Source organism: Streptomyces sp. CWNU-52B (assembly GCF_047444975.1).
Classification (GTDB): domain Bacteria; phylum Actinomycetota; class Actinomycetes; order Streptomycetales; family Streptomycetaceae; genus Streptomyces.
The window spans coordinates 172,427-185,690 of sequence record NZ_JBLFJV010000008.1 but is presented as its reverse complement, the minus strand read 5'-3'; the positions used below and the strand labels follow the sequence as shown (position 1 = coordinate 185,690).

General features: G+C 70.7%; 12 protein-coding genes and 1 riboswitch. Of the genes, 4 read left to right on the top strand and 8 right to left on the bottom strand.

The features are described from left to right. The first annotated feature begins 98 nt into the window (after nucleotides 1–98). A complete protein-coding gene (locus ACLVWQ_RS11705) occupies nucleotides 99–686 on the top strand; it encodes a hypothetical protein (protein ID WP_414108306.1) in 588 nt (195 codons plus the stop codon). Between the two features lie 40 nt (nucleotides 687–726). On the opposite strand, the gene ACLVWQ_RS11700 is transcribed toward ACLVWQ_RS11705, so the two are convergent. Continuing rightward, the gene (locus ACLVWQ_RS11700) at nucleotides 727–1,305 is read right to left on the bottom strand and encodes a TetR/AcrR family transcriptional regulator (protein WP_414108305.1); all 579 of its coding nucleotides are present in this window, start codon (nucleotides 1,303–1,305) and stop codon (nucleotides 727–729) included. A 144-nt stretch (nucleotides 1,306–1,449) separates the two neighbouring features. Here ACLVWQ_RS11700 and ACLVWQ_RS11695 point away from each other — a divergent pair, with 144 nt between their 5' ends. Continuing rightward, the gene (locus ACLVWQ_RS11695; RefSeq protein WP_414108304.1) at nucleotides 1,450–2,376 is read left to right on the top strand and encodes an NmrA family NAD(P)-binding protein; all 927 of its coding nucleotides are present in this window, start codon (nucleotides 1,450–1,452) and stop codon (nucleotides 2,374–2,376) included. Nucleotides 2,377–2,809: 433 nt separating this feature from the next. Here ACLVWQ_RS11695 and ACLVWQ_RS11690 read toward each other — a convergent pair whose 3' ends face one another. The 5 genes from ACLVWQ_RS11690 to thrC all read right to left on the bottom strand — a co-directional run bounded on the left by ACLVWQ_RS11690 (nucleotide 2,810) and on the right by thrC (nucleotide 8,713). Continuing rightward, entirely contained in the window at nucleotides 2,810–3,934 is a 1,125-nt protein-coding gene (locus ACLVWQ_RS11690) for an NADH:flavin oxidoreductase (protein ID WP_414108303.1), read from the bottom strand. Nucleotides 3,935–4,169: 235 nt separating this feature from the next. Then, a complete protein-coding gene (gene groL / locus ACLVWQ_RS11685; RefSeq protein ID WP_414108302.1) occupies nucleotides 4,170–5,798 on the bottom strand; it encodes a chaperonin GroEL in 1,629 nt (542 codons plus the stop codon). 410 nt (nucleotides 5,799–6,208) lie between these two features. Beyond that, on the bottom strand, nucleotides 6,209–6,415 hold the full coding sequence (locus tag ACLVWQ_RS11680) for a cold-shock protein (RefSeq protein WP_007493268.1): 207 nt from the start codon (nucleotides 6,413–6,415) through the stop codon (nucleotides 6,209–6,211). 474 nt (nucleotides 6,416–6,889) lie between these two features. Next, nucleotides 6,890–7,165, bottom strand: a complete 276-nt coding sequence (locus tag ACLVWQ_RS11675; protein WP_414108300.1) for a MoaD/ThiS family protein — start codon at nucleotides 7,163–7,165, stop codon at nucleotides 6,890–6,892. A 219-nt stretch (nucleotides 7,166–7,384) separates the two neighbouring features. Then, on the bottom strand, nucleotides 7,385–8,713 hold the full coding sequence (gene thrC / locus ACLVWQ_RS11670; protein ID WP_414108298.1) for a threonine synthase: 1,329 nt from the start codon (nucleotides 8,711–8,713) through the stop codon (nucleotides 7,385–7,387). A 17-nt stretch (nucleotides 8,714–8,730) separates the two neighbouring features. Next, nucleotides 8,731–8,888: riboswitch (SAM riboswitch) on the bottom strand. Nucleotides 8,889–9,072: 184 nt separating this feature from the next. On the opposite strand from thrC, the gene ACLVWQ_RS11665 reads away from it, so the two are divergent. Together ACLVWQ_RS11665 and ACLVWQ_RS11660 are read left to right on the top strand one after the other, a co-directional pair. Beyond that, nucleotides 9,073–10,044 (top strand): glucosyl-3-phosphoglycerate synthase, encoded by a 972-nt coding sequence (locus ACLVWQ_RS11665; protein WP_414108296.1) that lies wholly within the window; start codon nucleotides 9,073–9,075, stop codon nucleotides 10,042–10,044. A gap of 441 nt (nucleotides 10,045–10,485) precedes the next feature. Beyond that, entirely contained in the window at nucleotides 10,486–11,928 is a 1,443-nt protein-coding gene (locus tag ACLVWQ_RS11660) for an alpha,alpha-trehalose-phosphate synthase (UDP-forming) (protein WP_414108295.1), read from the top strand. An 88-nt stretch (nucleotides 11,929–12,016) separates the two neighbouring features. Here ACLVWQ_RS11660 and otsB read toward each other — a convergent pair whose 3' ends face one another. Together otsB and ACLVWQ_RS11650 are read right to left on the bottom strand one after the other, a co-directional pair. Next, on the bottom strand, nucleotides 12,017–12,871 hold the full coding sequence (otsB, locus tag ACLVWQ_RS11655; RefSeq protein WP_414108293.1) for a trehalose-phosphatase: 855 nt from the start codon (nucleotides 12,869–12,871) through the stop codon (nucleotides 12,017–12,019). 29 nt (nucleotides 12,872–12,900) lie between these two features. Continuing rightward, entirely contained in the window at nucleotides 12,901–13,137 is a 237-nt protein-coding gene (locus ACLVWQ_RS11650; RefSeq protein WP_414108292.1) for a DUF3263 domain-containing protein, read from the bottom strand. Nucleotides 13,138–13,264 lie beyond the last annotated feature (127 nt).

Here is a 13,264-nt window from a genome sequence, read left to right as displayed (position 1 = left end):
CCGACGCCCTCGCCCCGCGGCCACCCCCACACTGTCAGTACGACATGCGAGGCTGAGGGGGCACCTCAAAAGGCCCAAAGGGAAGGGACGCCAAGCCCGTGAACCACGCACAGTCGACCGCTCTGGGCCGAGCCCTCCGCGTACTCGGTGAACACGGAGACGCCCTGTCCACCGAGACCTCGGACGCCAAACTCCACGAAGTGAAGGCGGACCTCAAGCGCGCCCTCGCCCTCCTGGACGACACCGTCACCACCGCCGCCCCCACCACCCGCTGCGCGGAGCACCCCACAGGCCCGGTCGACAAGGACGCCCCCGACCTGTGCCTGCTCTGCGAGACCCGCCGCCGCGCCGCCCGCCGCTCGAAGGTCAACGACTCCTACCCGCAGGGCCGCCCCACCGCACCGGACGAGAGCGCCGAGCACGGCAAGACCCGTTACGGCATCAGGGGCGACCGGCCCCAGCCCCAGCAGCGCTGGCTCCCGGAGATGTGGACCGGCCAGGTCTGGCAGCTCTGCGGCACCCCCCGCCGCGACAAGCAGGAGGCCGAGCTGTACCTCGCGGCCCAGCGCCGCAGCCCGCGCCCGAGCATGGCCTACCGCCTGGTCCACGAGTTCACGGACTACGAGGTGCTACGGATCTGGGGCACCCCGGTGAAGACCGACATCGAGCCGATGGGAAACCTGTAGCGACCGGCGTGAGGGATAAGGGGTGCGGGGTGCGGGATGACTAGGCCCTGACCCTGCTCAAAGGACTCAGCCCCTCCACGGCCAGCCGGAACAGCCGGTCCGCCTCGGCGGCGGGGTCGCGGTGGTGTTCCGTGGCCAGCACGATCCCGACGGCCAGCGTGATCAGGTCGGCGACCGTGACCCCCGCCGCGACCGCGTCGTCCCGTACGGCGCGGTGGAGCAGCGGCCCCCCGGCCACCTCCAGCGACGCCGAGCACGAGTTCTCGTGCACCGGGTCGGCCGGGGACCCGTCGTAGGTCAGCGCGGCCGCCAGCCCTCGCGCGGAGACGCAGTAGGCGACGACCTCGCCCAGCCACTCCAGCAACGCGTCCCTGCTGTCGCCCTTGCCGGTCAGCTCCTGCGCACGCTGGCTCAGCGCCTCGATCCGGGTCCGGGACACCGCCTCCAGCAGCGCGCGGCGCGTGGGGAAGTGCCGGCGCACGGTCGCGGAGCCGACCCCGGCGGTGCGGGCGATCTGCTCCAGGGAGGCGTCGGCCCCACGGGCGGCGACCTCTTCCTCGGCGACCGTGAGGATGCGCGCGTAGTTGCGGCGGGCGTCTGCGCGGCGATGGTCGGACATCGGCTTCCTCACCTCAGGCTTTGTCAAATGGCGGGCCCCGCCGTATCTTAGCCGAGAGGAAACGGCGGGCCCCGCCGTTTTGGCCCGGGCACCTCCATGCCTCCTGCAAGCACCTCACCCGAAGCACCTCAGAGGAGCACCCGCATGTCCACAGACACCACCACGTCGCCCGTCCTGGTCACCGGCGCCACCGGCAGGCAGGGCGGCGCCACCGCCCGTGCCCTGCTCGCGGCGGGAGTTCCCGTACGGGCCCTGGTTCGTGACCCGGCCACCGACCGGGCCAAGGCCGTCGAGGCGCTCGGCGCGGAACTGGTGCCCGGCGACCTCCACGACCGTGGCTCCGTGACGCGAGCGGCGGAAGGGGCCCGCGCGGTCTTCTCCGTGCAGATGCCCGGCCTGACCGAGAGCGGCTTCGACTTCCAGGGGGAGGTGGCCCAGGCGGTCAACCTCATCGAGGGCGCGAAGGCCGCCGGGGTGACGCAGTTCGTGCACACCTCGGTCAGCGGTGCCGGGCAGCACGTCGAGGATCCCGGCTGGGCGGAGGGCCGCTGGGCGTCGTCGGAGGGCACCCTGGGAGCCAAGACCGCCATCCAGGACCGGGTCCGGGAAGCCGGCTTCCCCTACTGGACGCTCCTCAAGCCGGGCTTCTTCATGGAGAACTTCCTGCCGTCCATGGGGTTCCTCTTCCCGCGCGGCATCGAGGGGGGTCTCGTGAGTGTCCTCAAGCCGGCGACCCGGCTGTCGCTCGCGGCGGTGGACGACATCGGCACGGCGGCGGCAGCGGCCTTCGCCGAACCTCAGCGGTTCCACGAGGTCGAGCTGGAACTGGCGAGCGACTACCTGTCGATGAGCCAGATCGCCGAGACGCTCTCCCGCGCACTGGGTACGGACCTGTCCGCGCCGGACCTGACGGAGGAGGAGGCGCTTGCCGCGGGCATGCCGCCGATGGGTGCCTCGCACGACCGGCTGAACGTGACCGGGCAGCCTGCTCGGCCCGAGTATGCGAGCGCGTTCGGGATCCCGCTGACGACGTTCGAGTCGTGGGCCGGGAAGTACCTGCGCGCCACGTGACACCCTCCGGGTGGGGTTGACGGCAAACCGGGCCGGGCTGTCCGCCGGGCGCGGGCCGGCGGGTGCTGGCCGCGCAGTTCCCCGCGCCCCTTGAAGGCGAGGCTCCGCCCACGCCCCCCCGGCCGTCCGCCGAGTGCGGACCGGCGGGAGCTGGTCGCGCAGTTCCCCGCGCCCCTTGAAGGCGGGGCTGCGCCCTCGCCCCCCGGTCGACTGCCGGGCGCGGGTCCCGTGTGGCTGAGCGCGCCGTTCCCCGCGCCCCTGGAAAGCGGGGCTGCGCCCCAGCTTTCCAGGGGCGCGGTCCGATTCGGTGCTATTTCAGTGCCGGTCGGCGGGTGTGGTTTTTTAGCCTGTCCGGCGTTTGAGGACGAGGCCGTTCAGGCCGATGCGGGGGGCTGGGGGCGGCAGCCCCCAGAACTGGGCCCGCCTGAACGGGTCAGCTCAGCGAGCGCAGCGCCTCCGCGTCGAAGGCCGACAAGTCGCCGAACCGCCCCTCCAGCACCTTCGCCGCCCACTCCGGATCCTGCAGCAGCGCCCGCCCGACCGCGATCATGTCGAACTCCTCGTTCTCCAGGCGGTCGAGCAGGTCGTCGATGCCCTTGACCGGCGCGCCCTCCCCCCGGAACCCCTTCAGGAAGTCCCCGTCGAGGCCCACCGAACCGACGGTGATGGTGGGCCTGCCCGTGATCTTCTTCGTCCAGCCCGCCAGGTTCAGGTCGGAGCCCTCGAACTCCGGCAGCCAGTAGCGACGCGTCGACGCGTGGAAGACGTCCACGCCCGCCGCCGCGAGCGGCGCCAGCAGGGCCTCCAGCTCGGCCGGGGTCTGGGCCAGGCGCGCCTTGTAGACCTCCTGCTTCCACTGCGAGAAGCGGAAGATCACGGGGAAGGCCGGCGAGACGGCCGCCCGCACCGCCGCCACGATCTCCGCGGCGAACTTCGTACGGGCGACGAGGTCACCCCCGTACTCGTCCGTACGGCGGTTCGTGCCCGACCACAGGAACTGGTCGATCAGATAGCCGTGCGCCCCGTGCAGCTCGACCCCGTCGAAGCCGATGCGCTCGGCGTCGGCGGCGGCCGAGGCGAAGGCTCGTACGACGTCGTCCAGGTCGGTCCGGGTCATCTCCTTGCCCTGGCCCGCCGTGCCGTCGACGCGCAGCCCGGACGGTCCGACTGCGGGCGCGTCCGTGAACGGCGGCTCCCCGGCCGACCGCACCATGCCGATGTGCCACAGCTGCGGCACGATCGTCCCGCCCGCCGCGTGCACGGCGTCGGCGACCTTCGCCCAGCCCGCGAGCTGCTCCGCCCCGTGGAACCGCGGGATCCGGTCGCTCGACCCGGCCGACTCGTGGTCCACGTACGTGCCCTCGGTGACGATCAGGCCGACTCCGGCGGCGGCACGGCGCGCGTAGTACGACGCCACGTCCTCCCCGGGGACACCACCGGGCGAGAACTGCCGGGTCATCGGCGCCATCGCGATGCGGTTCGGAACGGTCAGGCCGTTGAGGGTGACGGGCCGGGAGAGGATCTCGGCCGCGCGGGAGGCGGAGGGGGCGACAGTCACGTGGGGACTCCTCGTGGAACGTGGGGGCGTCGAACGGTCACGCACCAGCGCATGCCACTGGGTATGTGCATGCGCATGGAACGCTCCTCGCATCAACCGCCCCGGAGACCAGGTCATTCCGCCACCCCACCGCACACCGCTGTGACCCCGGACACGCCCGAGGGCGGCACCCCTGGATGGGATGCCGCCCTCGGTCTCGTACTGCGATGCTGCGATGAACTGCCGAGCCAGGGGCTCAGAAGTCCATGTCACCGCCCGGCATGCCGCCGCCGGCGCCGGCCGCGGCGCCCGCCTTCTCCGGCTTGTCGGCGATGACGGCCTCGGTGGTGAGGAACAGCGCGGCGATGGAGGCCGCGTTCTGCAGGGCGGAGCGCGTCACCTTCGCCGGGTCGATGATGCCTTCGGCGATCATGTCGACGTACTCACCGGTCGCGGCGTTCAGGCCGTGGCCGACGGGCAGGTTGCGCACCTTCTCGACGATGACGCCACCCTCGAGACCACCGTTGACGGCGATCTGCTTGAGCGGGGCCTCCAGGGCGAGCTTCACGGCGTTCGCGCCGGTCGCCTCGTCACCCGTCAGCTCGAGCTTCTCGAAGACCGAGGAAGCCTGGAGCAGAGCCACGCCACCACCGGCGACGATGCCCTCCTCGACGGCCGCCTTCGCGTTGCGAACGGCGTCCTCGATGCGGTGCTTGCGCTCCTTGAGCTCGACCTCGGTGGCGGCACCGGCCTTGATGACGGCCACGCCGCCGGCCAGCTTCGCCAGGCGCTCCTGGAGCTTCTCGCGGTCGTAGTCCGAGTCCGAGTTCTCGATCTCGGCACGGATCTGGTTGACCCGGCCCTGGACCTGGTCGGCCGAGCCGGAGCCGTCCACGATCGTGGTCTCGTCCTTGGTGATGACGACCTTGCGGGCACGGCCCAGCAGGTCCAGACCCGCGTTCTCCAGCTTCAGGCCGACCTCCTCGGAGATGACCTCGCCGCCCGTGAGGATGGCGATGTCGCCGAGCATGGCCTTGCGGCGGTCACCGAAGCCCGGAGCCTTGACGGCGACGGACTTGAAGGTGCCACGGATCTTGTTGACGACCAGCGTCGACAGCGCCTCGCCCTCGACGTCCTCGGCGATGATCAGCAGGGGCTTGCCGCCCTGCATGACCTTCTCGAGGAGCGGGAGCAGGTCCTTGACGTTGGCGATCTTCGAGTTGGCGATCAGGATGTAGGGGTCGTCGAGGACGGCCTCCATACGCTCCATGTCGGTGGCGAAGTACGCCGAGATGTAGCCCTTGTCGAAGCGCATGCCCTCGGTGAGCTCAAGCTCGAGACCGAAGGTCTGCGACTCCTCGACGGTGATGACGCCTTCCTTGCCGACCTTGTCCATCGCCTCGGCGATGAGCTCGCCGATCTGGGTGTCGGCGGCGGAGATGGAAGCCGTGGAAGCGATCTGCTCCTTGGTCTCGACGTCCTTGGCCTGCTCAAGGAGGGCACCGGAGACGGCCTCGACGGCCTTCTCGATACCGCGCTTGAGAGCCATGGGGTTGGCGCCGGCGGCTACGTTGCGCAGGCCCTCGCGGACGAGAGCCTGGGCGAGCACGGTCGCCGTGGTCGTTCCGTCGCCGGCGACGTCGTCCGTCTTCTTGGCGACTTCCTTGACCAGCTCTGCGCCGATCTTCTCGTACGGGTCCTCGAGCTCGATCTCCTTGGCGATGGAAACACCATCGTTGGTGATCGTGGGGGCGCCCCACTTCTTCTCGAGGACGACGTTGCGACCCTTGGGACCAAGGGTGACCTTGACGGCGTCGGCGAGCTGGTTCATCCCGCGCTCGAGACCGCGCCGTGCCTCCTCGTCGAACGCGATGATCTTGGCCATGTGAAGTGGTCCTCCCGGACTGGGGTGGAATCTCCAGGACCGCGCCTGCGCCCGCGACGGACGGCCTGCCGACCTCGTGGTTCCTTGCCCCACCCGGCCTGCGGGCCTCACTGACCCGGTCCTCGTTGTCACTCTCACCTTCAGAGTGCTAACGCCAATGATTAGCACTCGACCCATGCGAGTGCAAGCGCCTCTCGATGATCCGCAGGTGGGAGCAGGTGAGGAGAGAGGGCGAACCGGTGACCACGAGGGGTGCGCGGGCGCACTGAAGGGGCCTGAACGTGCCGAAGAGGGGTCTGGACGCACCGAAGGGGGCCGGGACGTACCGAAGGGCCCGCACCTCCTGGGGGAACCCATGAGGTACGAGCCCTTCGAAAGAAGAACGTCGCTGCAGTAAGTCGGCGCGTGCTTCAGCCGGTCGCCAGTCGGACCATGTCCGCCTGCGGCCCCTTCTGGCCTTGCGAGATCTCAAAATCGACCCGCTGACCCTCTTCCAGGGTGCGGTAGCCGTCCATCTGAATCGCGCTGTAGTGGACGAATACATCCGCACCACCGTCGACCGCGATGAAGCCGTACCCCTTCTCCGCGTTGAACCATTTGACGGTGCCCTGAGCCATGCCTAACTCCCCTATTACTGGCCCTTGCACAGATCCGCACTTCGCGGATCCGGGTCAGACCTCACCCCCCAACGGTTGGGGGTGTGCGCCGGAACGCGTCGACCGCGGCTGAATGTATCCGTCCAACTGCCGTCTGCAACAGGTCAATCCGACGAGAATTCCGGGCACGCCTGATCGGAAATATGTGAAGGATTCACGAAGATTCAGGGCAAGTCGGGCCCCGTAAATGCCATAAACGGCTCAAAAAGGCCGAGCACTTTGGCTGCTTCTTGTCGGGCCACGGGCGCGAACTCATATGGGCCACGGCGGCGGATTGAAGCAGCTTCCCCAACTGTACCTCGCTCAACCATACAGAATTGCCCCCTCCGCTTCTCTCGCGGAGGGGGCAATTCGATGAACTCTGCGTGTTCGCCATTACTCAAGGTAATCGGCGACGGCCTGGGCGGGCCTCGCACGAGGGCGCACGGCGGGCGGTCAGCCTCCGGCGACCGCCGGGATGATCGAGACGCCCGCGCCGTCCGGCGTGACCGTCTCCAGCCCCTGCTCGAAACGGACGTCGTCGTCGTTCACGTACACGTTGACGAACCGCCGCAGCTTCCCCTGGTCGTCCAGGACGCGGGCGGCGATACCGGTGTGGTTCGCCTCCAGGTCGGCGATGACCTCGGCGAGGGTCGCACCCTCGGCGGCCACTTCGGCCTTGCCGCCCGTGTAGGTGCGCAGAATGGTGGGGATGCGGACGTTGACGCTCATGGGACCTCCGTCGGGTGTGGCTGGGCTACAGCGCCCGTGAGGGGCGCGGGAAACGGCGCGGGCTTCGCGCTTTCAGGGGCGGCGGGACTGTGAGATCTCGCTTCCGGGGGCGGCGGCGGAACTGTGACATCCGTGGCTCCGCCGCGGGGGCCCGACCGGCCCCCACCGCCCCGTGCGCAAAGCCCACGGTCAAGCAAGGTCATACACGGTCATGCACGGTCAGGAACCGAGCCCGGCCTCGTGGAAGGAGTCCAGGTTCGGGCGGATGGTCGCCGTGAGCCCCGTGTCGGAGGCCACCGCGTCCAGGGTCTTCAGACCGTCCCCGGTGTTGAGGACCACGGTCGTCAGAGTGGGGTCGAGCAGCCCGCTCTCGATCAGCTTCTTCGCCACGCCCACCGTCACCCCGCCGGCGGTCTCCGCGAAGATCCCCTCGGTCCGCGCCAGCAGCTTGATCGCGTCGACCACCTGGTCGTCGTTCACGTCCTCCACGGCCCCGCCCGTGCGCCGGGCGATGTCGAGCACGTACGGGCCGTCCGCCGGGTTCCCGATGGCGAGCGACTTGGCGATCGTGTTCGGCTTCTGCGGCCGTACGACGTCGTGCCCGGCCTTGTAGGCGACGGACACCGGCGAGCAGCCCTCGGCCTGGGCGCCGAAGATCTTGTACGGCCTGTCCTCGACGAGGCCGAGCTCGATCAGTTCCTTCAGACCCTTGTCGATCTTCGTCAGCTGGGAGCCGGAGGCGATCGGCACGACCAGCTGGTCCGGCAGCCGCCAGCCGAGCTGCTCGCAGATCTCGTACGCCAGGGTCTTGGACCCCTCCGCGTAGTACGGCCGCAGGTTCACGTTGACGAAGCCCCAGCCCTCGCCGGCCGGGTCGCCGATCAGCTCGGAGCAGAAACGGTTCACGTCGTCGTAGTTGCCCTCGATCCCGACGAGCTCGCCGCCGTAGACCGCGGCCATGACGACCTTGCCCTGCTCCAGGTCGTGCGGGATGAACACGCAGGAACGGAAGCCGGCGCGGGCGGCGGCGGCGCCCACCGCGCCCGCGAGGTTGCCCGTGGAGGAGCAGGAGAGCGTGGTGAAGCCGAAGGCGCGCGCGGCCTCGATGGCCTGGGCGACGACGCGGTCCTTGAAGGAGTGCGTCGGGTTGCCCGAGTCGTCCTTGACGAAGAGCTTGCCGGGGTCGACGCCCAGTTCGCGGGCCAGGTTGTCGGCCTTGACGAGCTTGGTCCAGCCCGGGTTGATGTTCGGCTTGTCCGCCACGTCCGCGGGGACGGGCAGCAGCGGCGCGTAGCGCCAGATGTTCGCGGGGCCCGACTCGATCCGCGCCCGCAGTTCCTCGGTGTCGTAGCCCGAGAAGTCGTAGGCGATCTCCAGCGGTCCGAAACACTCCTCGCAGGCGAAGACCGGGCCGAGCGGGACGCGGTGGCCGCACTCGCGGCAGGAGAGCGCCGCTGCCGGGCCGAGGTCCACGGAGTTGCCGTGGCTCGCGGAGGGATTCGCGGCGGGGGCGGAGTTCGTGGTGCTTGCAACTGTCTGCGCAGCCATGGAGGCGAGGCCCTTTCTCCTCATCTTCCTCACGACGCACTTCGCCGTGAGACGGATTTGGCACCTTCCCGAGCCGGGAGCCTCGCGGCACTGATCGACGATGATCAGGACGAGACCGGCTGGAGGGTTGCCGGGGCTTCAACGGGCCGTATCCCTCTGCCCCTCTGGATGAGCGGTATTCAGTTTTAGTTGTACACGCAACGACCCCCGACATGCGATGGTCATCAGCGTTGTTCAAGACTGTAACCGAAGGCCTGGATGGTGGAGAGAGCAGTCCGAACCGCGAGATGACAGCGGCCACCCACCGCTGCCGCGGCGCCGGGCACACGCATCCCAATGAACGCAAGGGAGAGCCGCACGTGCTGGAAGACGTCGAGCGCTGGCTGAGCACGCGCTCCTGGTCCGTCGAGGACCGCCCGCTCAAGAAGATCGTCGCCGCGAAGCGCTCCACCGGCTCCACGGTGAGTGTCGTACTGCCCGCGCTCGACGAGGAGGCGACGGTCGGCGAGATCGTCACCGTGATCCGCCGCGAGCTGATGACCGCGAAGGTGCCGCTCGTCGACGAGGTCGTGGTGATCGACTCGGGTTCGACGGACCGTACCTCCGAGGTCGCCGCCGCCGCGGGCGCCCGGGTCGTGCACCGGGACGAGATCCTGCCCCGTATCCCGGCCGTCCCCGGCAAGGGCGAGGTGCTGTGGCGCTCGCTGCTGGTCACGCGTGGGGACATCGTGGCCTTCGTCGACGCGGACCTGAAGGAGTTCTCGGCGGACTTCGTCTCCGGGATCGTCGGGCCGCTGCTCACCGACCCCGGTGTGGACCTCGTCAAGGCGATGTACGACCGCCCGCTCGCCCTGTCCGACGGGTCCGGTGCCGGGGGCGCCGCGGGTCAGGGGGGCCGGGTCACCGAGCTGATGGCGCGCCCGCTGCTCAACATGCACTGGCCGCAGCTGGCCGGCTTCGTCCAGCCGCTGGGCGGGGAGTACGCGGCCCGCCGCTCGCTCCTCGAACGGCTGCCGTTCCCCGTCGGTTACGGCGTGGAGCTGGGCATGCTGGTCGACGCGCTGCACCTCGTCGGCCTGGACGCCCTCGCGCAGGTCGACGTCGGGGTCCGCAAGCACCGCCACCAGGACAGCCAGGCGCTCGGCCGGATGTCCGCGGCGATCTACCGCACGGCTCAGTTGCGGCTGGCCCGCGGCCATATGATCCGGCCGTCGCTGACGCAGTTCGTACGGGGCGAGGGTGGCTTCGAGCCGCGTACGCACTCGGTGGACACGGAGGAGAGGCCGCCGATGGGGGAGATCGAGGAGTACACACAACGCGTGGCGGCGTAGCCGCCGAACGGTGGCGCCGTCGTCGACTGCGGCGCCGCGGGGGCTGAGCGCGCAGTTCCCCGCGCCCCTCAAGAGGCAGCCCCCTCCTCCACGCGCGGCGGCGTAGCCGGTAGCACGGGCGCCGTCGTCGACCGCGGCGCCGCAGGGGCTGGTCGCGCAGTTCCCCGCGCCCCTCAAGAGGCAGCCCCCTCCTCCACGCGCGGCGGCGTCGCCAGGAAGCAGGAGCGCCGTCGTCGACTGCGGCAGCGCGGGGGCTGAGCGCGCAGTTCCCCGCGCCCCTAAAAGAGCAGCCCCTTCTCAGGGGCGCGGGGAACTGCGCAGTCTTTTGGTCGCGGCCAGCCCCCGCCGGCCCGCGGATGGGACCCGGCGCAAAGCCCCGCAGGGGGGCGTGGGGGTGGGGGGAACGTTTGAGCGTATACGCCTGGGGCTAGGTTTCGAGTCATGGCTTCCACCCGCGGCACCCACACCGTCCTGGTCGCGTCCAACCGCGGCCCGGTCTCGTACGCACGGGACGAGACCGGGGCCCTCACGGCCAAGCGCGGCGGGGGCGGGCTCGTGTCGGGTCTCTCCGCCATCGGCCCCGACGCGGGCGCCCTGTGGGTCTGCTCGGCCCTCGACGACGGCGACCGCGAGGCCGTGCGGCGCGGAGTCGGCGAGGACGGCGTCCGGATGCTCGACATCGACGCCGACACCCACGCGGCCGCATACAACGGCATCGCGAACTCCGCGCTGTGGTTCGTCCACCACATGCTGTACCAGACGCCCCTGGAGCCGGTCTTCGACGCGGAGTTCCGGCGCCGGTGGGCGGCCTACGAGACGTACAACCGGGCCTTCGCCGAGGCGCTGGCCGAGGAGGCGGCGGACGGCGCCGCGGTCCTCGTACAGGACTACCACCTGACGCTGGTGCCGCGGATGCTCCGCGAGCTGCGCCCCGATCTGCGCATCGGGCACTTCTCGCACACACCGTGGGCCCCGCCGGACTACTTCCGGCTGCTGCCCGACGACATCGCGGAGAAGGTCCTCGACGGGATCCTCGGCGCGGACCGGGCCGCGTTCCTCACCCAGCGGTGGGCGGACGCGTTCCAGGCGTGCTGCCGGACCGTCCTGGGGCCCGACTCCCTGTCCGCGTCGGGCACCCGGATCGGCGTGCACGGACTCGGGGCCGACGCGGACTTCCTGCGTGAGCGCTCGCACCGGCCCGACGTCGACGAGCGGACGGCCGCGCTGCGGGAGCAGATCGGCACCGCCCCCGACGGCACCCCCCGCAGGACGATCGTGCGGGTGGACCGCACCGAGCTGTCCAAGAACATCGTGCGGGGGCTGCTGGCGTACGGGCAGTTGCTGGCGGAGCGGCCCGAGTGGCACGAGCGGGTGGTGCACGTGGCGTTCGCCTACCCCTCGCGCCAGGACCTGGCGGTCTACCGCGACTACACGGCCGAGGTGCAGCGGGTCGCCGACGAGATCAACTCCCGGTACGGGACGGCGGGCTGGACCCCGGTCGTGCTGCACGTGAAGGACGACTTCGCCCGCTCACTGGCGGCGTACCGGCTGGCCGACGTGGCCCTGGTGAACCCCATCCGCGACGGGATGAACCTCGTCGCGAAGGAGGTTCCGGTCGTGTCGGACGGCGGCTGCGTGCTGGTGCTGTCGCGGGAGGCGGGGGCGTACGAGGAGCTGGGCGAGGACGCGATCGTGGTGAACCCGTACGACGTGTCGGGCACGGCGGAGGCGTTGCACTCGGCCTTGACGGTGCCGGTGGAGGAGCGGGCCGAGAGGACGAAGCGGTTGGCTGTGGCGGCCACCGCGCTGCCTCCGGCCCAGTGGTTCCTGGACCAGTTGCGCGAGTTGCGCTCCGCGGGTCGCCCCGCGGGGTCGGTCGACTGACAGGTGCCGGCCGGTGGGGGCCGGGTGCGCAGTTCCCCGCGCCCCTAGAAGCTGAAGACTGCGCCGTTCCCCGGGGCAGGACGCAGGATCACGAGGCCAACCGGGTGGCCAGGGCCGTGAGCAGGTGGACCACTCCCTCGGGGCCGTTCACCACCAGGTCGGAGCGGTCGGTCAGTTCCGTCACCTCGGTGCTGCCGCTGCAGACCAGCAGGCCCGGGACGCCGTCGGAGCGGAGTTTCTCGACGGCGGCGAAGGCCGGGAGGTCGCCGAGGTCGTCGCCGCAGTACATGACCGACTCGGCGCCGACGTCGCGGACGTACTCACCGAGCGCGACACCCTTGTCCATGCCGGGCGGGCGCAACTCCAGGACCATTCTTCCCGGTTCGACGATCAGGCCGTGCCTCTCGGCGAGCCGGGCGAGCGGTTCGCGCAGCGCCTCGAAAGCGGCCTGGGGGTCCTGGGCCCTGCGGGTGTGGACCGCGACGGCCCGGCCCTTCTCCTCGATCCAGCTGCCCCGCCAGGCGCCGATGTCGTCGAGGAAGCCGGGCAGTTCGGCGCGGACCGCGGCCACGCCGGGGTGCGGGGCGGGGGCCCGGACGGTGCCGGTGACCGCGTCCCAGCGCTCGGCGCCGTAGTGGCCGAGCACGACGAGGTGGTCGAGGCCCGGGACGCCCGCGAAGCCGCCGTAGCGCACGGCGACCCCCGCCGGCCTGCCGGTGACGACGGCCACCGACGCCACATGAGGGGCCAGCGCCGCCAGCGCGGGTACCGCGTCCGGGTGGGCGCGGGCCTGCTCGGGGTCGGGGACGATCGGGGCGAGCGTGCCGTCGAAGTCGAAGGCGAGGACGGCCCGGTGGGGCCGCGCGACGATGGCATCGAGACCGTCTCGGCCCGCCGTGGTCACGGGGCTCGGCATCGACGATGAGTCAGGGTGACTGGCCATACTGCGACACTATCCGCCGGGGTGGCCTCTTACGCCCGCTCGGCCCGGCGCACCTCGCGCACCCGCCGCAGCCGGTTGACCGTCACGGGGTCGTGGGCCAGGGCCCGCGGCGCGTCCAGGAGGGCGTTCAGCAACTGGTAGTAGCGAACCGGGGCGAGCCCCAGCTCCTCCCGAATGGCCCGCTCCTTGGCCCCCGGCGACCCCCACCCCCGCCGCTCCAGCCCAAGAACAGCAACCTCTTCCTCCGTCAACCCACCCTCACCCATCCCCCCAACCTAACGCGTCGAGGGGCGCGGGGAACGGCGCAATCTTTTGTCTTCAGGGGCGCGGGGAACGGCGCGACCAGCCCCCACCCACCCGCACCCGACAACACCCACCCGGAGCCACCCGCAC

Excerpts from the sequence above, each read along its gene's own strand:
- groL (WP_414108302.1), bottom strand. The coding sequence starts at position 5,798 with ATGGCCAAGATCATCGCGTTCGACGAGGAGGCACGGCGCGGTCTCGAG.
- thrC (WP_414108298.1), bottom strand. The coding sequence starts at position 8,713 with ATGGCTGCGCAGACAGTTGCAAGCACCACGAACTCCGCCCCCGCCGCG.
- ACLVWQ_RS11675 (WP_414108300.1), bottom strand. The coding sequence starts at position 7,165 with ATGAGCGTCAACGTCCGCATCCCCACCATTCTGCGCACCTACACGGGC.
- ACLVWQ_RS11695 (WP_414108304.1), top strand. The coding sequence starts at position 1,450 with ATGTCCACAGACACCACCACGTCGCCCGTCCTGGTCACCGGCGCCACC.
- ACLVWQ_RS11650 (WP_414108292.1), bottom strand. The coding sequence starts at position 13,137 with ATGGGTGAGGGTGGGTTGACGGAGGAAGAGGTTGCTGTTCTTGGGCTG.
- ACLVWQ_RS11680 (WP_007493268.1), bottom strand. The coding sequence starts at position 6,415 with ATGGCTCAGGGCACCGTCAAATGGTTCAACGCGGAGAAGGGGTACGGC.
- otsB (WP_414108293.1), bottom strand. The coding sequence starts at position 12,871 with ATGGCCAGTCACCCTGACTCATCGTCGATGCCGAGCCCCGTGACCACG.
- ACLVWQ_RS11660 (WP_414108295.1), top strand. The coding sequence starts at position 10,486 with ATGGCTTCCACCCGCGGCACCCACACCGTCCTGGTCGCGTCCAACCGC.
- ACLVWQ_RS11700 (WP_414108305.1), bottom strand. The coding sequence starts at position 1,305 with ATGTCCGACCATCGCCGCGCAGACGCCCGCCGCAACTACGCGCGCATC.